Below are 20,098 nucleotides of genomic sequence, written 5' to 3'. Positions count from 1 at the left end.
TACAGTCTAGCCCCCTTGATTATCAAGATAAAGGCGACTATGGTGTATTGGTTATTAACATTTGGTTCACAATGGGGGGTTTTTCATGGTGCTCGACAAAGACTTGCTTGATGGCATCCCGGTGTTTTTAACCGTGGCCGAACACAGCAGTTTTACATTGGCGGCCGCGCAGCTGGGCATTACGCCCACAGCGGTGAGCAAGGCGATTCGGGTGCTGGAAGAACGCCATGGCGTGGTGTTGTTTCAGCGGACTACCCGCAAAGTGGCTTTGACTGAAGCAGGCCAGGCATTGTTCTCGCGTTTGAACCCCGCTACGCAGGAAATTGATGAGGCAATTGCCGCTTTGGGACAATTTCGGGAAAAGCCGATCGGCACGCTTCGACTGAATATGAAACGATCGGCCTGCACCTATTTGGTCGAGCCTATTGTGGCAGAGTTCCGCCAGAAGTACCCGGATGTGAAACTGGACATCACGATTGATGAAGGCCTGACCGATTTGCTGGAAGGTCGCTACGATGCAGGTATTCGCTTGGGCGAATCGGTAGACAAGGACATGGTGGGCGTGCGCCTGACTCCCGATCTGGCTTTTCATGTGGTGGGCAGCCCGGAATATTTCAAGCGCCATGGCAAACCTGCAAAGCCTGAGGATTTGCAGCAACACGATGCAATTATGTACCGCTTCGTGACCAGCGGTACCTTTCACCGTTGGGAGTTTGTCCGTAGCAAGCGGCAGTTTTTTGTAGACTTGCCAAGCCCGGTGGTGGTGAACAACCGGGATATCCTGATCAACTTTGCACGCCAGGGTTTGGGTTTGGCCTATGTGGCGCAGTACGAGGTAGAGCGCGAGTTGGCAGAGGGCAGCCTGGTGCCTGTGTTGAGTGAGTTCATTCCGAAAACCTCAGGTTTGTATTTGTACTTTCCAGCACGCACGCAAGCGCAACTGAAGTTACGCGCTTTCATCGACATGGTGACCAAAGTGCGTGGCGCATAAGTTTCCCTGCGACGATATGTCGCAGCCTTGTCTGCAAACACTGCCGGATAATTCGTGCTTGTTTGGGCAAGCGTGAATTCCACCATGAAGATCAAGTTGTTGAAACTGCACCGCGCATTGGCGTTGTTCGGCTTTGCCGCCATGTTGCTGTGGGGCGTGTCGGGTTTGTTGCACCCCTGGCTTACTACTTTTGGCGTGCAACAGGCGGTGTTTGCGCCACCCCAACGTGTATTGAATCTGCAAGACGCATTGCCTTTTGAACAAATCCTGAAAAAAGCTGGGGTTGAACAGGCACAGTTTGTTCGGTTGGTGGTGGCGGAATCGGCCAATTTGTTACAAATCACTGAATCGCAATTTGCACCCAGGCGCTATTTCGACTTGAACACAGGACTGGAGTTGCCCAATTACGATCCGGTTTATGCAGCTTTTTTGGCCCGTCATTATTTGAATACACCTTACGCCGAAATTGCCAAAGTGGAACGCATTGAGAAATTTTCCAATGACTACCCAGCGGTAAACCGCTTGTTGCCGGTGTACCGGGTGCAATTTGATCAGGCCGATGGCCTGAACGCCTATGTGTACACAGAAACTGCTTCATTGGCGGCTGTTTCCGACAACACCAAGCACCAGGTTCAAACTGTGTTCCAGTGGCTCCACACCTGGAGCTGGGTGCCCAATGCCGCCGAAACACCCCGTGTGTTGTTGATCGCTGTGCTGGTAGGTGTGCTGTTCACGATGGCTGGTAGTGGTTTGGCCATGCTGGTGTTGATTCGACGAAAGGTGCGTGCAGCGGGCGCCAAGGGTTGGCACCGAATAGCAGGCTATGTGCTGGTGGTGCCCGTGTTGATGTTTTCTTTCAGCGGTGTGTACCACGTGGTGCAGCATGGTTGGCCAGATGAAAAATCGCAACTGGTAATGCGCCCGGCGATTGACCTGCAAAAATTGCACTTCCCACTTCATTCCAACTGGACTGAATTGACTCGAGATTTACCAGTGACAGGTTTATCGCTTGTTGCAAACCAGAATGGCGAGCTGTTGTATCGTTTTGCTTTGCCACTTTCAAAAAACGGTGTGCCCGACAATGCCCAGGCCATTCGCACCGCACGCTTTGACGGTGTTCAGCCAACAGGACCCGCCATGTATCTGAATGCGAACACAGGGTTGTTGTGGCAAGACGGTGATCGTGAAATGGCTCATCAACTTGCACAGCTGCACACAGGCCTTCCGCGCGAGGCTGTTCAGCAAGCGAGTTTGGTCACGTGCTTTGGCGGCGACTACGACTTTCGCAACAAGCGTTTGCCGGTGTGGAAGTTCGAGTACGGCGCACCCTTGAATGCCAGCGTTTTTGTGGACACAGCCACAGGTGTGCTGGCCGACATCACCCTGAATTCAGCCAAACCCGAGATCTGGAGTTTCAGCATGCTTCACAAATGGAGCTTTCTGGGTGGATTAGGGCGCGATGTGCAAAACATCGTGATGTGCGTGGTGGTTGTGCTGGCCATGGTGATGATGGCCGGGTTTGGGCTGAGCAGCCGGCGCTGTTGAGGTGATCGTGTGCCATGGATGGGGGTTGGATCTGCTGTTGCCATGCCGGCTTTGCAAGGCTTCCCGGCGGATTCGCAGCGCGGGGCGACTCCGTAAGGAGTCGATGCGAAGACGCCAAAGCGTTTCGCATGCCCCAAGCCAGAAGCATCAAGCCGGAACGAGAAGACTTGCTTAGGCATGGCAACAGCAGATCCAAACCACACTGTTTAACTCACCTCACCACTTCACCTCAACGCCCGCGTAAATGCCTCTGCCTTCACCCGGCGAAAACTGTGCTGAATCTGCCCCATTGGCATTCACAATCACACCCGTGGTGGCGGCATACACTTTGTCTGTCAAATTGCGGGCATCCACAAACACGCGCAGTGTGTCGCTGAATTTGTACGATGCATTCAAGCCAAGCAACAGGTAAGGATCTGACGACAAGGTGTTGGCCAAATCCACAAAGTAGCCTTGCGGCACGTATTCAATGTTGGGTGACAGGGTCCAGCCCAAAGTGTTGGCGTAGTCCAGTTTGGCCCGAACATATTGCTCCGGAATTCCCGGTATGGCTGCGTTGCCGTATACGCGGTCATTGTCAAAACGGAAGCGGCCAAAGGTGTAAGCCAGTTGCCAGTTCAAAGTATCGCCAGCCCTGAGCAAATCACGCGTGAAAGGCCCGGCGAGCCCAATTTCCACACCTTGATGCACCGTGTTGTCTGCATTCAGAATTGCGCTCAGGCCCGGCACTAGCGGGTTGAGTTGGTAGCTCACAAACTCATTGTTCAACTGGCTGTAGTAGGCACTGATGTCCCAGCGAATTTCTTGCGCCACTCCGCGGGTACCCACTTCAAATGTGGTCGATTCCTGCGCCTCCAGTGCACGCGTGGGGCTTGTTTCAGAAAACGTGGGTGGCTCGAACGCACGGCTCAAATTGCCATACACCTGCACAGCCTCGCTGGCCTGCCAAAGCAAGCCGGTTTTCGGGCTGAACTGCGCGTAGCGGCGTTGGTAGCTTCCATCGCCATCGCTTAAAAACTGATCGTCTGCTGTGCGTTTGGCGTGGGTCCATTGCAGGCCATTGATCCATTGCACGGAATCAGTCAGGTGCAGGCGACTTTCTCCGTAAAGCTCCATGTTGTGGGCTTTTTGGTCTTCATGGCTTCGAAGGCTGATTCGGTCGCCGCGAACATGGTTGAATATGCGCGCCTCGGTGATGCCGTGCACCAGGTTGTAACCCAAGGTGGTGTCGTGCCGCAAACCCCATAATTCACCTTGTGCAATCCGGTTGCCAAAGGTGCCCACATCACGGGTTTGCTGGTCAATCAAACCAAAACTCAGTGGGTGGTACAGGTTTTTGTCCACTGCATACACCCCGGCGTTGTACTCCACGCCTGTTGGCGAAATCCAGGTGGTTTTGTTGGCAAGGCGGGTAATCAGAAAGTCGCGTTGAGAATTCGCAGCCGCCGACGCGGCATTGGCCTGTGTGGGGTTGCTTTGCAACTGCGCCTTGGTCAAGTTGCCGGGCAACTCCTGGTTCAGGTCACCGTGAATGACATAGAACCGGGTTTCCAGTTGAGGTGAAATTTTCAAACCTGCATTGGCGTTCAAACGGGTATTTTTTTGCCCACTGAATTGCCGAAACCCGTCAGAACGCAATTGCGAGAGCGATGCAAAATAATCCCAATTGCCCAGCACATCGCCGGTTTTAAATTGCGCGCGCGCAAATTCATGGCTACCAGCATCCAGGCGCAAAACGCTGTTGGGTGTGGTGTAGCCGGTGGGCGTGACGAAGTTGATGGCCCCGCCCAAGTTGGCCGCACCATACTGCAAGGCATTGGCTCCTTTGTACACTTCAACGTGTTGCAGGGCCAATGGGTCGATGTCCTGAAAATCCGAGCCACCGTCTGCCAGGTTAATTGGAATACCATCTTGCAAAAGGCGTATGCCACGCATGTGAAAGGTGCGCGACAGGCCCGAGCCTCGAATGCTCAGCCGTGCTTCTTCATTCACCCGGCTTTGCGCAAATACGCCGGGCGTAAAGTCCAGCATGTCCTTAATGGTCACTGCTTTGCCTGCTTCAAAACTTTCGGCCTCGACCACGGCGGTACCACCCGCAGTCTGGTTCAGCTTTTCTCTGGCCACTTGCACGCTGGCTGCGCTCAGTGCTTCGCGTTGAGCCTGAACTTCCACGCTGCTGAGTGCGGGGTTTGCAAACACCGGTTGAGCCAGTGGTGCAAAAGCTAACAGCAGGCCTGTAGACAAGGTAGTCATTTTGAAAGAAGCATGAACGCGCATCGCATAGTCCGGGCAAGATCAACCAGCACGCTTTATACGCCACGGCCTGCACTGCGAGAATGCGGCATATTGTCGCAGCCGGGCTGCACACCTCACAATTTCAAGGCAGCGAAGCAAGAAGCCACTTAGAATGTGAGCATGAAAACAAGCCTGTTTCCCGACCACCGTCCCTTCATGCACCTTTGGACTGAAGGCTTGATGGACCAAAGCGATTTGTCTGTTCGCCGCCAGCAAATGGTGACAGTGATGTGGATGCGTACGCTTGCGCTGGCCGCTCAGGTTGTGCTATTGGCGGTGGTCGGCTTGCTGTTGCATGTCAGTCTTCCCTGGCCGGTATTTACAGTCATTTTGGGTGCGCTGGTTTTACTCAATGTCATCACTTTTATTCGCCTGCGTCAGGGGCATTCGGTGGGCAGCTTTGAAGTGGCTGCCCAGTTGTTTGCCGATCTGGCCGCCTTCACCTTTGTGCTTTATTTCACGGGTGGCGTGACCAATCCCTTCGTGTCACTTTATTTGCCGCTTCTGGGCTTGGCTGCGGCTTTGCTGCCTTGGGCGCAAGTTGCCGTTCTTGCCCTGTTCAGCGTGGTGGCTTACACAGTGTTGATGGGCAATTACATACCTTTGGTACTGGCCAATCCCGACGATGGGGTTCACTTTCACCTGGTGGGCATGTGGTTGAATTTTTTGGTCAGCGTGTTGATTTTGGTGGGTTTTGTGGCGCGTTTGAGTTCGTCGATTCGCAACCGCGACCAAGCCTTGGGGCGCGCGCAGCAACGTTTGGCCAGTGAGTCGCGTTTGGCGGCACTGGGCAACCAGGCTGCTTCCATTGCACACCAGTTGGGCACGCCAGTGTCGACCATTGCCACCATTGTTTCAGACTGGAAAAACGACCCCGCCATGCAGGCGCAGCTGCGGGAAATGAATGTTCTCAGTGCCCAGGTTCAATCCATCACCGACACCCTGGGCCAGCTTCGGGATCAAATCGAGGTCAACCCACGCCACAATGCCGATGCACAAATGATCAAGCCCAGCGAATGGCTTCAGAACACATTGGGTATTTGGCGAACCCGCAACCCACAACATGAAGTGCGCTTGATGCCCAGCATTGCCTCTATTGCAGGCGAATTCAAGGTACGCAAAGAGTTGCTTGAATTGGGTTTGATTACGCTCTTGGACAATGCTGCGCAAAGCCAGCAGCGAGCCTCGGTTAGAGACCCTCTCCAGGTGGGCATGCAATGTGATCACGAAAGCCTGACCCTTTTTGTGAATGATGCGGGCGGTGGTATTGATGCTGAGTTATTGCCGAAAATCGGGCAACAGTTGTTTCAAGCCAATGGGCAAGGCATGGGCCTTTTTTTACTGGCCAACCTCTTGGAACGTGAAGGCGGAAAGCTGAGCCTTCGCAACCTGAACCCCGGCGTTTGCGCCAGTTTAAGCTTGCCGGTGTTGCCGCAATGACGCGCTCGATCTTGATTGTCGACGATGACGAGGTGTTTGCGAATACCCTTGCTTTGTCGTTTGAACGCAAGGGTTTCAAGACCGATGTGGCATTCAAAAAGGAGCAGGCCCTGCTTGCTGCCGGGCAACAGCAATTCACCGACATTACGCTTGATTTGAATTTGGGCGAGCAATCGGGTTTGCAGTTGATCACGCAGCTACGGAGTTTGCAGCCCAGTGCCAATATTTTGATACTGACCGGCTACGCCAGCATTGCCACCACCGTACAGGCCATCAAGCTGGGTGCTGACAATTATTTGGCCAAGCCCGCGGACAGTGCTGCGGTGTTGCGGGCTTTGGACGATGATTCAGGCAGTGTTGCTTCAAACGACGACGAAGCTTCTGACTTTCAACCGATGTCCGTTTCCCGCCTGGAGTGGGAGCACATTCAGCGGGTGCTCAACGAGCACGAAGGCAATGTATCGGCCACTGCGCGTGCGTTGAACATGCACAGGCGAACTTTGCAGCGCAAGCTGGCGAAGCGGCCTGTGGGGCGATAGATGTCTTGCCGCAGTCTCAAAACTTCACATTAATCCCCGCCACCACCTGCCGTTGCCTCCCTGGATGAATGCCGTTGGTACGCGCAGCAATGTACTGCTTGTCCGTCAGGTTCTCTGCGTTCAGGAAGTAGCTGATATTGCTGCCCGCCGGTGCAAAGCTGATGGACGCATTCAGCAAGGTGACAGCTTCAATTTCTCCGAACAGGCCACAGAACAGGTCGTTTGCAGGGTCTTCACCATTGGGGCAAAAGCCAAGGGGCTCGGTGCCGCCAAAGTTCTCGGTATTGGCAAATTGTTTGCTCACATGCGTTGCGCCAACCCTGGCATTCCATTGTTCAGTTTCATACGACAAATTCAAAGCCAGGGTGTGCTTTGGGGCGTAGGGCAAGCGGTTGCCCGCCTGGTAGGTACCGTATCCATCTTCGCCTTCACCGCCCACCACGCCCGAGTTTTTGAATTCAGCGGTGAACAGGTTGGTGTAAGCCATGCTGACAAAGAACGGATTGGCCTTTTCACTGAACAATTCACCCAGATTGAATCGACCCGCCAACTCAAACCCGGTGTGCTGTGCTTCGCCCTCATTTCGGAAAAAACCGCCTGAGTTCACCACAATGTCTTCAATGTCCAGGTTGAAGAAAGTTGCTTCATAGGAGCCGGCACGCACATTGCCCCGAATGCCCAATTCAGTCACAGTGGCCAGCTCGGGGGTCACGCGCTGAAGCATGTCGTTTTCAATGTCGCGGTCTGGGCGGGGCGGGGCAAAGCCGCGGTGTACGCCGCCAAATACTGTCGCATTCTCCAGTCCGTTCCAGGTAAAACCAATGCCGGGCAGGGTCTCGGTTTCGCTGGTGTCCAACATGTCTTCCTGCTGAAAATTGGCTGTACCAGGCACACCGGAAAACAGCACCTTGGTCTGTTCAATTTGCTCCACGCGTACGCCGGGGGTCAAAGTCCAGTCGCCTATCAAGAAGGTGTTCTGTGCAAAAAATGCAGTGGCTTCCACATCGGCCAGCAGGCGTTCATCTGCCTCGGGTGTGGTGTCGGCGAAGTTGTCGAATTCAAATTTCTTACGGTCAATGTCTTCCGTGTGGTAGCGCATGCCGATGATGGTTTCGCTGGGTACACCAAAAGCAGAATGGGTGAATTCAAGCTTCGGTTCAATGCCGAACACATCGTATTGACGCGGCCTTGTTGCAAATTCGGTTTCCAGCTCACCCAAGCCAATCGTGGTAGGGTCCATGGGGTCAAAGGCCGATTCAAATTCGCGCGAGCGCAAAGAAGTTCTGTCAGTTTTGGTGTGGTACACCTGCGTGGTCAGGCGGGCACGTTCTCCCAATTGCCAGCCATGAATCAACTGAATGGTGTCGCGGTCCATCAGATAGCGTTCGCCCTCGGTGCCTGGCACCGAATAGGGGTCTCGCAAATACTCCTGTGCGGTAAGCCCGGTCTCGCTGAACAGCGAATCTTCTTCAAACCGGGTGTACTTCGCAGTCAGGGTGTGTGCACTGTTGATATTCAACTGGCCCTTGATGGTTACATCTTGTACATCGAATTCATGCTGTGCGCGAATGCCGTCGCCTTGGCGCTTGAGCAAATCAATCATGATGCCGCCTTGTTCCGAACCGGTTCCAAGGTTCAGGTGTGCACCCCGGTAGCCTTCATTGCCCACCGACAATTTTGCGGAACCTTCAAAACCGTCTCGCGGTACGGGTTTCGTCACGAAGTTGATCATCCCGCCCAGCGTTTGCGGGCCATACAAAATTTGACCCGATCCTTTCAGTACCTCTACGCGCTCCAGTCGCTCCAGTGGTGTGGAGTAATGTGCAGAGGGGTCGCCATAGGGCGCAAAAAATACAGTGGGTGCACCGTCTTCCAAAAGCAGTGTTCGGGAACTGCGTCTTGGGTTCAGCCCGCGCAATCCGATATTCAGGTGAGTGCCCGCAGCGTCCTCAGACACCACGTGCAGACCGGGTACTTCTCGAACCAGTTCCAGAATGGAAAAGGGTTCGCGTTTGTCCAGGTCTTCCCGAGTCAGCACGTTCGACGAGCCGGGTAAATTTTCAATATTGGAAGGCAAGATACTGTTGCCCGACACCTCGACGCCTGGCAATGCATTGCTTTGCGCAAAGGCCAAGCCGCCGTGCCCCAACATGATCAGCACCGCACTGGTGATTGCTGTTTTTTTGAATGTACCCATGTCCTACCTCTCCGAGTTCTTTTATGTTCTGAAGTAAGTGTAGGAACTGGACAGCGCACTTTCCAAGGGAACTTTTCCCGAAAATATTCGTAATACGGGGAACTTTAATGGCGTGATAGGCTCCCTCTATCAGATCGCTTGATTAACCTTCACAACAATAGACCCCGACATGACAGCAACCACCATTCAATGGATTGCCGCCTTTCTTTTTGCCGGCGCGCTTATTCACACTTTTTCGGCCAGCTACTTTGAACGCCTGGCCCACCACAGCAAACACCACAGTGGCTTGTTTCACCTGCTAGGCGAGGTTGAAGCGGTATTTGGCATTTGGGCCCTGTTTTTGGTTATTGCCATGGCTTTTTCAGTCAACCTCGATTCAGCCGTGGAGTATGTGGATACCCGCCATTACACCGAGCCCTTGTTCGTATTCGTGATCATGGTGGTGGCTGCAAGCCGCCCCGTGCTGGATGCCTCCCGTCTGCTGGTAGAGGGTTTGGCCCGTTTGATGCCCGTGAACAAAGGTGTTGCCTTCACCTGGCTGGGCCTGTTCATGGTGCCCCTGCTGGGCAGTTTGATTACTGAACCAGCCGCGATGACCTTGGCGGCCTTGCTGCTTCGCGACGTGCTGTTTTCCAAGACTGTGCCCAATTTCATCCGCTATTGGGGCCTGGGTGTTTTGTTTGTAAACATCTCGATTGGCGGTGTACTCACCTCCTTTGCTGCACCACCTGTATTGATGGTGGCTGCCACCTGGAACTGGGATACCCCCTTCATGCTGGCCAACTTTGGCTGGAAGGCAGCTATTGGCGTATTCATTAATGCCACAGTGTTTATTTTCTTCGCTGCCAAACATTTGGGCGCCGAAGTCAAAAAACCCGAGGCCTTGGGTGAAGACGGCCAGCCGCTGGCGCCAGTGCCCTGGTGGGCCATGGTCATTCACTTGGCCTTTTTGGGCGCGGTGGTTTTGTTTGCGCATCACCCAGCCGTGTTCTTGGGCATTTTCCTGTTTTTCCTGGGTTTTACGGCCGCATACAACACTTTCCAGTCCCGCTTGTTGTTGAAGGAAGGTTTGCTGGTGGCGTTCTTCCTCGCGGGCCTTGTGGTACTGGGTGGCATGCAACAATGGTGGTTGCAGCCCGCGGTCAGCGACCTGGACGATGGCGTGTTGTTCGTTGCAGCCATGGCACTTACAGCGATCACTGACAACGCCGCGCTCACTTATTTGGGGTCGCTGATTGAGGGCACCTCAGAAAGTTTCCGCTATGCCCTGGTGGCTGGTGCGGTGGCGGGCGGCGGCCTTACGGTGATTGCCAATGCGCCCAACCCAGCGGGTTTGTCACTGCTCAAGCGCCAATTCCCTGACGAAGCCGTGTCAGCTGGAGGCTTGCTTGCCGGTGCCCTCGGGCCCACGGCGGTCGCGGCACTTTGCTTCTGGTATCTGTGAACCAGTAGAGGTTCAATAAAAAAGCCCCTGTGCGCAACACACAGGGGCTTTTTTTTAACGCCAGTTACTTATCGGCTGAACGGGCTAATACCGATCAAATGAACATGCAGCCAAGCCGCGAAAACCAGCCAAGCCAGTACACCCACCACCACGGTCATCAGCGTGCCCACTTTGGTGGGACCGTCGCCCGCAAAACCCATGGGAATGGCGCGCCTGCGTGCGGTTTTAAACAGCAACACCGCCCACATCAAAAATGATCCAAACAAAATAATATCGGCCAGCGTGCCATTGGCGATCAAATGCGCCAGCGCCCACACTTTTACAGACAAGGTCATGGGGTGCTGTAACTTGGCCTTGATGTGGTTGGTGGGCACATAACAAGCCGCCAACATGATGAAAGACACCAGCATGAGAAGTGCCGCAATGTGGCGCATGGCCGCGGGCGGATTCCACACAAAAACAGGGTCAAGCCGGGCCTGGCCGTATCCGTAGACAATCAGCACCAAGCCCAGTATAGAAACGGCTGTGTAAATGCCGCGGTACTTGCCTTTGCCAAGCCTCGCAATCATGCCCGACCGGCGTTGGTCATCTGGAATTCGAGTCGCGTGCATGCCCAAAAAAAGCGCCAACCCGGCGACCAATATCAACAAGCCCATTCAGTTCTCCTTTTTGTAGTGAACCGATTATGTCACAGGCTTACGCTGCGCGCCGTGCTGCCGGTTTTGGGGCGAAGGTGCCCAGTGATTCGGGTTTGGGCAGCAAACGTTCAAGCCAGGCCGGAATTTGTTTAAAACCCAGCACATTGTCTTCACGCACCCCAGCTTCGGTAAACACCCGGGTGCCCATGATGTAATCAAACCACGGGCGGGTGACGCACCAGTTGGCGCCAGGGTTGTTGCCCATGTGGTGGTCGAAGTGCCAGGGCACGCGTTGCTCACCCCAGGCTGGGTTCATATGGCTTTTTTTGTGAACCCGATAGTAATTCAGGCTGCTGTACCAAAGAGTGCCCACAAAAAAAGGTGCTACCGGAAACAGCGGTGCCACTGCCACGGCGCTGGCAATCAAGGCCCAGGCTTCTTTGCCCTGTGCATGCATCCCGAGCGGAAAGCGCTCATAGTTCGGGTCGTAGTAACCATGTTCACGCACTTCCCTGTGGTGCTCGTGAAAGTGAAAGGCCCAGAATGTACCTCGTTTTTTTCCCATGCCGTGCAGCACGTATTTGTGCATGCCCCATTCCACAGCATTGGCGGTCAACAGACCCAAAGGAATTCCCAACATGTGTGTCTCCGTATATAGATAGGTGTTACGCGGTACCCAGTGCAGCGTTCAATGCACGGCTGCCCAGTTCCACATGTTGCCGGGCCAGCACCTCGCAACGCCTTTGTTCTCCGGCTTCGATGGCCTGCGCAAGCTGGACCAGCGTATTTACATCGCGAAACTCGTCCTGCATTACCAAGGTCAGCGTGTTCCAGGCCGCAAGGTAGGTTTGATTCATGGAATTGAAAGCCAGCTTGAACACCACATTGCCGCTGCCTTGCACCACCAGGGCCCAAAAATCAAAGGCCAGTTGCTGAAGTTTTGGCAGTTCGCTGGTATTTTGCATGTTGGCAATCACCGGCTTCAGTGCATCGGCCAATGCCTTGCCGCCGTGCACTGCTGCTTGCCCAGCCACCACTGGCGCCAAAGCCTTGCGCAAGGCTACGATTCCCCGGGCCACTTCGAGGTTGACTTGCCCATGTGCACTTACCATCAGGCTTGGCAGCAGTTCAAGGCCTCCCTCGGCTTCAAAGTTCTCAACCTGTGTAGCACCACCATGGCGTACCCGAACCAGTCTGGCCTGTTGCAAACGCTTGATTGCCTCGCGCACGGCACCTCTGTTCACCCCAAGGGTTTCAGATAGCTCACGCTCAGAGGGCAATTCAGTCCCAACTGGTAATACCTTTTTAAGAATTCGATCGCGAAGCTGGATGTAAACCTGCTCAGAGATCGAAATTTTTTGAATATTTTCCATGGTTTGTAGAACTGGAGGGCAAGGATTGTTTAACTGGTCAACTGATCATACCAGTTAAATTCCAAGTGATGCAAATTGAAGTGGTTTGCCGTTTACCCCGGCTGACAAGCCTTTAACAATGGGCAAAGTGCCGTTTCAATAAAGTGCAGTTTGGGGTGGCTGTTGCGGGTCACCAAGGCAATTTCTCGGCTGGGCAAAGGCGCAGCCAGTTCAATCTGTTTCACTTCGGTTTTGTGCAGCAAACCGGCCCGTATGGCCATATCAGGCAACAAGGCACAGCCCAGGCCCGAATTCACCAATTGAACCATGGTGGCCAAGCTGCTGGCCTCAACCGGATTGCTGTCGTTGTTGTTCGCTTCCCGTTGTTTGGCGCTGCAAGCCGATACGGTGTGGTCACGCAGGCAGTGGCCTTTCTCAAGCAACAGCAGGCGGCGAGTGTCCACCTCGCGCAGGCGTACACCCGTGGTTTTACATAGGGCGTCGTTTCTGTGGGCGACCAATCGCAAGGGTTCTTCAAACAGCGGAAAAGCCTTCAGTTTGCCCAAATCGATGGGCAGGGCTATCAGCGCGGCATCCAGTTCGCCGAGTTCCAGTTCTTGAAGCAAGGCTGCGGTTTGGCTTTCGCGCACGCGTAGTATCAAATCAGGAAAGCCGGTTCTGGTTTTGCTTAAAATTGCACCGAGCAAAAAGGGCGCAATGGTCGGTATGATGCCCAGCCGGAATTCTCCGCTGGCGGGGTCGGCTGCCATTTGCGCGCGCGCCACCAGGTCGCGGCTGGCCGACAAAATACTTTGTGCACGCTCCACCACTTCTACACCCACTGGCGTCAGTGCTACCCGCTGGCGGTCGCGTTCTACCAATTGCACACCCAGTGTGCGCTCAAGTTCGGCAATCCCGCCTGACAAAGTAGATTGCGTCACAAAACACCGCTCGGCCGCCCGGGTGAAGTTGAGTGTTTCAGCCACGGCCAGCAAATAGCTGAGTTGCTTCAATGAAAGGGCGCTGGCTTGGGTGTTCAGTGTGTTCATTCCTTCTTGATCGACATTTCCGATTGCTTTCATTGTATCCATTTGTCGTACACTTATCGTGTCCTCATCACCGCAGTGTCTTTGTGAACAGCCGCATCAATCCAGCCCAGTTGGCCCGAACAGCGAACGCCGCATTTCTTCGCGACGCTTTGTTGCGCACGCGCGAGCGCACCTTGGGTTTGCTGGAGGACTACGTGGCCGCTTTGGGTTCGGACTGCAAGGTGCCTCGTCGCCCTGAATTGAACCCGCCACTTTGGGAGTTGTGCCATGTGGCCTGGTTTCAAGACTGGTGGCTGGCCCGAAACCCCGACTGGGCCTTGGGTGTGCAGTGCAATCCCGATGCACCCAAACGGGAGTCTCGCCTGTTCAATGCCGATGCACGCCTGAATTCAAGCACCATTGCACACGACACCCGCTGGGAAATCGGCTTGCCCGATTTGCAAGGCACCCTTGATTATCTGGCCGCCTCGCTGTGCGACACCTTGAAGTTGCTGGAGCAGGCTGACGCGTTGTGCGCCAGCGACCCTGGTAATGCCGACCAGTACCTTTATTTTTTCCGCTTGTGTGTGTTGCATGAACAAATGCACAACGAAGCTGCGGTTTTCATGGCCAAGTTGCTGAACATCCAATTGCGCCCCCACAACGCATGCCGGCCCGGCGTGCAGGAGTGCAGCGAATCAGTTCAGCTTCACCTTCCGGCCAGCCAGTGGACCCTCGGCTGGCAGGGTGAGGGTTTTGCATTCGACAACGAAGTACCCGCCTGTGTGGTGCAGTTACAGGCATTCACCATCGATTCACGCCCGGTCAGCTGGGCGCAGTATCTTGAATTTGTACAGGCCACCCAACACCCCATGCCTGCTTTTGTTGCATTTGAAAACGATGGCTGGATTAATCTGGGTTATGGTCAAAAAACACCGCTCAAGCTGAGTGCACCAGCCGAGAACATCAGTTGGCTGGATGCCCAGGCGTATTGCCAGTGGGCGGGCCGCAGGCTGCCCACTGAGGCTGAATGGGAATACGCCGCACACACACAAGCCAATATGCAGTGGGGGCAGGTGTGGGAATGGACTGCCAATACCTTTTTGCCATTCGACGGGTTCAAAATGCACCCTTACGTCGATTACTCCAAACCCTGGTTTCATGATCGAAAGGTACTGAAGGGAGCAAGTTGGGCCACTTCTGCCGAAATGGTTCACCCCAAATACCGCAACTATTTTCAACCGGATCGGCAAGACGTGTTGTCCGGCTTCAGAACCTGCGCCATTAATCGGTAAAAGCGATTAACTTTAAAGAAATTATCCGTTAGACGAATAATATTCTCTCGGGCAATCTAACTGTGTAATCAAGTCTTTGAAGCACAGGAGCCCGCCATGAGTTTTCATCAAATGACCAAAATTGTGGGTCTGAACATCGCCGACCACGCTGGGCTGGACGCCGTTCGTGCGTTTCGCGCTGCGCGTGGCGTGGTGGGAATTCTGATTGTTGCGCTGGGTTTGTACCTCATCGTCACACAAGGGGCACCTGCGGTTTGGGCTGCGGTTCAGTACATTGCGGCAAGCCCCTCCAAGCTTCAGGCTGTCGAGTTTTCGGCCATTGCCGGTGCGGCCACCGGCCTTGGTGGCATGGCTTTGCTGGTCATGAAGAAAATTGATGACAAAGGCCTGGGTTTGTTTATTGCGATCGCAGGCGGCATGATGGCAGCCGCAGCGGTCATGTCCCTGTTTATCCCTGCCATTCAAACGGAAGGCGCTTTGATGGTGGTGCTGGTAGCCACAGCAGCAGGCTACGGTGTGATGACAGTGCTAGACCAAACCCTGCCGCATGAACACCCCGTGGCAGGCCCGGAAATGGCGGGCAATCAACGCCTGCGCATGGCCTTGCTGATGACCATTGCCATTGCTTTGCACAACGTACCGGAAGGTTTTGCAGTGGGTGCCAGTGCAGGCAACCTGAACGGTGCATCCGGCACGGCATTCTCGATCGGTTTGCAAAACATTCCGGAAGGCTTGATCGTGGCCACAGCCTTGTGGAGCATTGGCGTGCACAAAGCGCTTGCTGCGCTGGCCGCATTGGCCACAGGGTTGGTTGAACCACTGGGCGCTGGTTTGGGTGTAATTACTGCCGATTCATGGGCCATGGGTACGCCCGCTTCAATGGCTTTTGCCGCCGGTGCGATGGCATTTGTGGTTTGTAATGAAATGATTCCGGAGAGCATCAAAATGACTGGAAAACTGAAAACAATTTACACGGCCGGTGTATCCACCGTGCTTACAGCCATTGCATTGGGCTGGATGGGTGCCTGATCTCGCAAGGTGTCATGTAAGCAGGTAATAATGAGCACTCCACATTCAGGATTGCTTTCACCATGCGTTTGTTGTTTGTAGTGCCGCTGTTGTTCACGCTTGTTGCATGCTCATCGAGCAACGCGCCGCCTGCCGGGCTGATCGCCTACAGTTGTGTGGCCGGCGAGGCTGTGCATTTAATGGCATTTGATCCGCACCCCACGCGCCGCGCTTGGGCCACGTTGGGCGGCAGTGCGCAGAAGGGCGAGTCGCCCGCACAAACTGCTGTTCGAGAGTTCACCGAAGAATCCAATTGCGTATACAGCAGTGCTGACATCGACATCAGTCAGCTCAAAGGCCCTTCCATCTCGCCCGGTGTGCCGTTTCACCTGTACACCGCGCAGGTGCCTTTCAAATCAGTTGATGACATCGCTCAAACCCGTCAGTGTGTGGACATAGAACGCAATCAGTGGGTGTGGGTGCGTCACCTTGATCTGGTGCGCGCCATTAATCAATACGGTGAAGCCGCGCAAGATCCACTCACTGTGCCCACCGTGCAGGGCCAGCCTACGCAGGTACCTTTGTGGGGCCGGGGTGTAGAGTCGCTGAAAAAAGCCCTGCAAGACGGTGTGCTGCCTGAGACAATCAACTGCAGTGCCACTCAGCTGTCTTGATATTAGCCGACTAGGTTAAGCGGTGAATGCAAAGCTTTGCATCGACAGGGCTTTGTAACGCACATCCTCGGGCAGCACATTGACCTTGAAGTTGTTCGTCGCTGCACCCATGGTAAAAGGCAGGGGCAGGTAGTGGTCGTCGTCCGGGTGGGCCCGTGCAAAGTGCGGTGCGTCAAACTCTGCGTGCGCAATCGCCTTGCTGTCACCTGCCTGCAGGCGTTCCTGAACCCATGTATTGAACTCGTGTACATAAGGCAGGTTTTGCGCCTGCCCACCATCTCCTGTCTTTGCGGCGCGCAGGTCCATGTCATCAAAATTGTGCGTCAAGCTGCCACTTCCAATTACCACCGCTTTCTTGTTGCGGGCAAATTCACCCACCAAAGCACCAATACTCAATGCAGTTTCGCCATTCCAGTCCACCGGCATGCTGAGTTGCAACATGGGCGGGCCACCATTTGGGAACAGGTGAATGTAGGGCACCCAGGCCCCATGATCAAAACCTTGTTGTGGGCGCAATTCGGCGCTTAAACGGTGTTCGGCCAAATGTGTTGCAAGTTGCGATGCCAGTTCAGGCGCACCGCAAATTTCCGGTTTCAGTTCGTACAGCGGTTTTGGAAAACCATAAAAGTCATGAACAATCACGGGCGCCTCGTGGCTGGTCACTGCCAGCTTGGCGCTACGCCAATGGGGGCTCAGAACAATCAATGCGCGCGTGCCTTGGGCAAGCAGTTGTTGTCCCAGGGTTTCCAGGGCTTGGCCGGGCAGGCCGGGTTCCAGTGCATAAGTGGGTGCACCGTGGCTGATAAAAATTGAATGAATGGTTGTGCTCATGGTCGAAGTACATCTGTCATCATGTTGACCTAGATTAACGCGACTATCTTTCCAGATCGAGGTAACTTTTTTGTACGACTCGCCGAAACTAACTGTACAAGTTGCCCAGACCATGCATTATTGGCAACACACTGCGTAGAAAAACCAAGGAATTGAAATGAAAAAAATTGTTCTGCTGCTCATCGTTGCAGCTGTTGTGGCGGTGTTTGCCTTCGATCTTCACAGTTTGCTCACACTCGACAGCCTGAAAAGCCGTCTGGAGCAGTTTCGTGAATTCCAGACCGAATCGCCTTGGCTGGTTGCTGGTGTGTTCTTTGCAGCCTATGTCGTCGTTACCGCCTTTTCAATTCCAGGTGCTGCAGTCATGACCCTGGCTGCAGGCGCCTTGTTCGGTTTGCTGCAAGGTTTGATTTTGGTGTCGTTTGCATCCACCATTGGTGCCACGCTCGCCTTTATTGGTGCACGTTACCTGCTGCGCGATTCTGTGCAAGCCAAGTTTGGTAACCGCCTGAAAGCGATCAATGAAGGGGTTGAAAAAGAGGGCGCTTTTTACCTGTTCACGCTGCGCTTGGTGCCCGTGTTCCCTTTCTTTCTGATCAACCTGCTTATGGGCTTGACCAGCATGAAGGCTTTCACCTTCTTCTGGGTCAGCCAGCTTGGCATGTTTGCAGGCACCGTGGTGTATGTGAATGCCGGTACCGAACTTGCAAAAATTGACAGCCTCGCAGGCATTCTTTCCCCTGGCCTCATCCTTTCATTCGTGTTGTTGGGCATTTTCCCGCTGATCGCAAAAAAAGTGACCGACAAAATCAAGGCCCGCAAGGTGTATGCCCAATGGACCAAGCCGGTTAAGTTTGATCGAAACATGGTGGTGATTGGTGCGGGTGCAGCGGGTTTGGTGAGCTCTTACATTGCTGCCGCAGTGAAGGCCAAAGTGACCCTGGTTGAAGCCCACAAAATGGGCGGCGATTGTCTGAACTTTGGTTGCGTGCCTTCCAAGGCAATCATTAAAAGTGCAAAGCTGGCTCACCAAATGCGCCATGCCGACAAATATGGTTTGCATGCAGCCACGCCCAGCTTCAGCTTTAAAGCGGTCATGGCCCGTGTGCACGACATCATCAAAGCCATCGAGCCACACGACAGCGTAGAACGCTACACCAGCCTGGGCGTGGATGTGATTCAGGGCTATGCAACCATTGTCGATCCCTGGACAGTTGAAATCAAACACAACAGCGGTGAAACCAGCCGCCTGACCACACGTAGCATCGTGATTGCTGCAGGCGCACAGCCAGTGGTGCCGCCGTTGCCGGGCATTGAAACCAGTGGTTACCTGACCAGCGACACCTTGTGGGACGAATTCGCAAAACGCGACGACCTGCCCAAACGTTTGGTGGTGCTGGGCGGTGGCCCCATTGGCAGCGAATTGGCTCAAGCCTTTGCACGTTTGGGCTCACAAGTAACCCAGGTTGAATTGGGCGATCGAATCATGGTGCGCGAAGACCCGGAAATTTCCGCCATGGCCATGGACAGCATGCGCGCCGATGGCGTGAATATTTTGACCCAACACAAAGCCGTTCGGTTTGAGCGCAGAGGCGATCAAAAAGTATTGGTCACCGAACACCAAGGCAACACCGTTGAAATTGAATTTGACGATGTGATTTGCGCAGTGGGTCGCAAAGCACGCCTGACCGGTTATGGCCTTGAAAAACTGGGCATTGAAACCAACCGCACCGTGGTCACCAACGAATACCTTGAAACCCTGTACCCCAATATTTTTGCAGCAGGCGATGTGGCAGGTCCCTATCAATTCACCCACGTGGCTGCGCACCAAGCGTGGTATGCCTCAGTGAATGCATTGTTCGGCCATCTTAAAAAATTCAAGGCCGATTATTCAGTCATTCCCTGGACCACATTTACCGATCCTGAAGTGGCCCGCGTGGGTTTGAATGAACAGGATGCCAAAGAGCAGGGCGTTGCTTACGAGGTAACACGCTATGGCATTGACGACCTGGACCGCGCGATTGCCGACAGCGATGCACACGGTGTGGTGAAGGTGTTGACCGTGCCGGGCAAGGACAAAATTCTGGGTGTGACCATTGCCGGAGTGCATGCAGGCGATTTGTTGGCTGAATTCGTTTTGGCCATGAAACATGGTTTGGGCTTGAACAAAATTCTGGGCACCATCCACACCTACCCCACATTGGCCGAGGCCAACAAGTACGCTGCGGGTGAGTGGAAGCGGGCGCATGCGCCGGAGAAAGTGCTGCTGTGGTTGGGCAAGTACCATGCGTGGCGGTTGGGATAACCTAAGCTTCCTCAGTCGCTGGTTTGTTTAGTCCATCGGCTGGGGTTTCAATCTCTCGGAGCTTCTTGATCGCCCACTCGGCTTGGGTTCCGATCTCTCGCCAGAAAACCTGTTGATCCCTTGCTGAGCCTCGCGATGCCTGAGAACGGCCCTCCTAAACTGCGGGTAGGGTCCGTTCTCTGTCGCCCATGCTGGGCGACACCGGCCCTGCTCGGCACGCAAGGGCAGGTTTTCTTGAAGGCGAGGCGATCGAAACACCGCCGCCGATTGGGAGGTGAAGCCAACCGAGAGTTGCGCGGTGGTGGAGAAGCGCCGCACGGGAGTGGCTGGGAGCTGAACTTGCAATGGGTCGCACGATGACCAGTCAGAAAACTTGCCGGCTTGGCGTGCCGAGACTAACGATCGCGCCCTGACGCGAAAGCCAAGACCCGACCGTTACTTTTGGAGGGCTTGGCTTAGTGCAGGCTCAAGACGACAAGCCGAAATGCCAAGTTTTCGGGCAGCGGTGACCCTTCA

General features: G+C 54.4%; 16 protein-coding genes. 9 read left to right on the top strand and 7 right to left on the bottom strand.

The features are described from left to right. The first annotated feature begins 85 nt into the window (after positions 1-85). Both HKT17_RS14815 and HKT17_RS14810 read left to right on the top strand, forming a co-directional pair. Positions 86-991, top strand: coding sequence for a LysR family transcriptional regulator (locus HKT17_RS14815; RefSeq protein WP_105029726.1), 906 nt, complete (start codon positions 86-88; stop codon positions 989-991). 54 nt (positions 992-1,045) lie between these two features. After that, entirely contained in the window at positions 1,046-2,536 is a 1,491-nt protein-coding gene (locus HKT17_RS14810) for a PepSY domain-containing protein (RefSeq protein WP_171101123.1), read from the top strand. Positions 2,537-2,752: 216 nt separating this feature from the next. On the opposite strand, the gene HKT17_RS14805 is transcribed toward HKT17_RS14810, so the two are convergent. After that, positions 2,753-4,789: a TonB-dependent receptor family protein gene (locus HKT17_RS14805; RefSeq protein ID WP_205882454.1), complete on the bottom strand. Its 2,037-nt coding sequence runs from the start codon at positions 4,787-4,789 to the stop codon at positions 2,753-2,755. A 162-nt stretch (positions 4,790-4,951) separates the two neighbouring features. On the opposite strand from HKT17_RS14805, the gene HKT17_RS14800 reads away from it, so the two are divergent. Then, complete coding sequence (locus HKT17_RS14800) at positions 4,952-6,271, top strand: ATP-binding protein (protein WP_171101119.1); 1,320 nt, start codon at positions 4,952-4,954, stop codon at positions 6,269-6,271. Further along, positions 6,268-6,810: a response regulator transcription factor gene (locus HKT17_RS14795; RefSeq protein ID WP_105027601.1), complete on the top strand. Its 543-nt coding sequence runs from the start codon at positions 6,268-6,270 to the stop codon at positions 6,808-6,810. The genes HKT17_RS14800 and HKT17_RS14795 overlap by 4 nt, the downstream gene beginning before the upstream one ends. A gap of 16 nt (positions 6,811-6,826) precedes the next feature. Here the strand turns inward: HKT17_RS14795 and HKT17_RS14790 are convergent, their stop codons facing one another. Next, positions 6,827-9,007 (bottom strand): TonB-dependent receptor family protein, encoded by a 2,181-nt coding sequence (locus tag HKT17_RS14790; protein ID WP_205882453.1) that lies wholly within the window; start codon positions 9,005-9,007, stop codon positions 6,827-6,829. Positions 9,008-9,176: 169 nt separating this feature from the next. Between HKT17_RS14790 and HKT17_RS14785 the strand changes: the two genes are divergently transcribed. Further along, on the top strand, positions 9,177-10,451 hold the full coding sequence (locus HKT17_RS14785) for a putative Na+/H+ antiporter (RefSeq protein WP_105027600.1): 1,275 nt from the start codon (positions 9,177-9,179) through the stop codon (positions 10,449-10,451). 68 nt (positions 10,452-10,519) lie between these two features. Here HKT17_RS14785 and HKT17_RS14780 read toward each other — a convergent pair whose 3' ends face one another. The 4 genes from HKT17_RS14780 to HKT17_RS14765 form a co-directional block, all read right to left on the bottom strand. Then, complete coding sequence (locus tag HKT17_RS14780) at positions 10,520-11,107, bottom strand: NnrU family protein (RefSeq protein ID WP_171101117.1); 588 nt, start codon at positions 11,105-11,107, stop codon at positions 10,520-10,522. Positions 11,108-11,147: 40 nt separating this feature from the next. After that, a complete protein-coding gene (locus HKT17_RS14775; RefSeq protein WP_171101115.1) occupies positions 11,148-11,729 on the bottom strand; it encodes a hypothetical protein in 582 nt (193 codons plus the stop codon). A 25-nt stretch (positions 11,730-11,754) separates the two neighbouring features. Continuing rightward, positions 11,755-12,462: a FadR/GntR family transcriptional regulator gene (locus HKT17_RS14770; RefSeq protein ID WP_171101112.1), complete on the bottom strand. Its 708-nt coding sequence runs from the start codon at positions 12,460-12,462 to the stop codon at positions 11,755-11,757. 92 nt (positions 12,463-12,554) lie between these two features. After that, positions 12,555-13,532, bottom strand: coding sequence for a hydrogen peroxide-inducible genes activator (locus HKT17_RS14765; protein WP_240965833.1), 978 nt, complete (start codon positions 13,530-13,532; stop codon positions 12,555-12,557). A 41-nt stretch (positions 13,533-13,573) separates the two neighbouring features. On the opposite strand from HKT17_RS14765, the gene senA reads away from it, so the two are divergent. From senA to HKT17_RS14750, 3 genes are all read left to right on the top strand, one after another. Continuing rightward, on the top strand, positions 13,574-14,764 hold the full coding sequence (gene senA / locus HKT17_RS14760; RefSeq protein WP_240965831.1) for a selenoneine synthase SenA: 1,191 nt from the start codon (positions 13,574-13,576) through the stop codon (positions 14,762-14,764). Between the two features lie 96 nt (positions 14,765-14,860). Continuing rightward, positions 14,861-15,793 carry a ZIP family metal transporter gene (locus tag HKT17_RS14755; RefSeq protein WP_171101106.1) on the top strand — a complete coding sequence of 311 codons (933 nt, stop codon included), beginning with the start codon at positions 14,861-14,863 and terminating at the stop codon, positions 15,791-15,793. Between the two features lie 62 nt (positions 15,794-15,855). After that, positions 15,856-16,446, top strand: coding sequence for an NUDIX hydrolase (locus HKT17_RS14750; RefSeq protein WP_171101104.1), 591 nt, complete (start codon positions 15,856-15,858; stop codon positions 16,444-16,446). 15 nt (positions 16,447-16,461) lie between these two features. On the opposite strand, the gene HKT17_RS14745 is transcribed toward HKT17_RS14750, so the two are convergent. Next, positions 16,462-17,277 (bottom strand): DODA-type extradiol aromatic ring-opening family dioxygenase, encoded by an 816-nt coding sequence (locus HKT17_RS14745; protein WP_171101102.1) that lies wholly within the window; start codon positions 17,275-17,277, stop codon positions 16,462-16,464. Between the two features lie 157 nt (positions 17,278-17,434). On the opposite strand from HKT17_RS14745, the gene HKT17_RS14740 reads away from it, so the two are divergent. Then, entirely contained in the window at positions 17,435-19,582 is a 2,148-nt protein-coding gene (locus HKT17_RS14740) for a dihydrolipoyl dehydrogenase family protein (protein WP_171101100.1), read from the top strand. Positions 19,583-20,098 lie beyond the last annotated feature (516 nt).

It is taken from the genome of Limnobacter sp. SAORIC-580 (genome assembly GCF_013004065.1).
GTDB classification, from domain to species: Bacteria; Pseudomonadota; Gammaproteobacteria; order Burkholderiales; family Burkholderiaceae_B; genus Limnobacter; species Limnobacter profundi.
The sequence above is the reverse complement of the archived record's forward strand: the minus strand, read 5'-3'. Positions and strand labels throughout refer to the sequence as shown.

What these genes read in the sequence shown, in the direction of transcription:
- HKT17_RS14815 (WP_105029726.1), top strand. Translation starts at nt 86, where the DNA reads ATGGTGCTCGACAAAGACTTGCTTGATGGCATCCCGGTGTTTTTAACC.
- HKT17_RS14805 (WP_205882454.1), bottom strand. Translation starts at nt 4,789, where the DNA reads ATGACTACCTTGTCTACAGGCCTGCTGTTAGCTTTTGCACCACTGGCT.
- HKT17_RS14800 (WP_171101119.1), top strand. Translation starts at nt 4,952, where the DNA reads ATGAAAACAAGCCTGTTTCCCGACCACCGTCCCTTCATGCACCTTTGG.
- HKT17_RS14795 (WP_105027601.1), top strand. Translation starts at nt 6,268, where the DNA reads ATGACGCGCTCGATCTTGATTGTCGACGATGACGAGGTGTTTGCGAAT.
- HKT17_RS14790 (WP_205882453.1), bottom strand. Translation starts at nt 9,007, where the DNA reads ATGGGTACATTCAAAAAAACAGCAATCACCAGTGCGGTGCTGATCATG.
- HKT17_RS14785 (WP_105027600.1), top strand. Translation starts at nt 9,177, where the DNA reads ATGACAGCAACCACCATTCAATGGATTGCCGCCTTTCTTTTTGCCGGC.
- HKT17_RS14780 (WP_171101117.1), bottom strand. Translation starts at nt 11,107, where the DNA reads ATGGGCTTGTTGATATTGGTCGCCGGGTTGGCGCTTTTTTTGGGCATG.
- HKT17_RS14775 (WP_171101115.1), bottom strand. Translation starts at nt 11,729, where the DNA reads ATGTTGGGAATTCCTTTGGGTCTGTTGACCGCCAATGCTGTGGAATGG.
- HKT17_RS14770 (WP_171101112.1), bottom strand. Translation starts at nt 12,462, where the DNA reads ATGGAAAATATTCAAAAAATTTCGATCTCTGAGCAGGTTTACATCCAG.
- HKT17_RS14765 (WP_240965833.1), bottom strand. Translation starts at nt 13,532, where the DNA reads ATGGATACAATGAAAGCAATCGGAAATGTCGATCAAGAAGGAATGAAC.
- HKT17_RS14755 (WP_171101106.1), top strand. Translation starts at nt 14,861, where the DNA reads ATGAGTTTTCATCAAATGACCAAAATTGTGGGTCTGAACATCGCCGAC.
- HKT17_RS14750 (WP_171101104.1), top strand. Translation starts at nt 15,856, where the DNA reads ATGCGTTTGTTGTTTGTAGTGCCGCTGTTGTTCACGCTTGTTGCATGC.
- HKT17_RS14745 (WP_171101102.1), bottom strand. Translation starts at nt 17,277, where the DNA reads ATGAGCACAACCATTCATTCAATTTTTATCAGCCACGGTGCACCCACT.
- HKT17_RS14740 (WP_171101100.1), top strand. Translation starts at nt 17,435, where the DNA reads ATGAAAAAAATTGTTCTGCTGCTCATCGTTGCAGCTGTTGTGGCGGTG.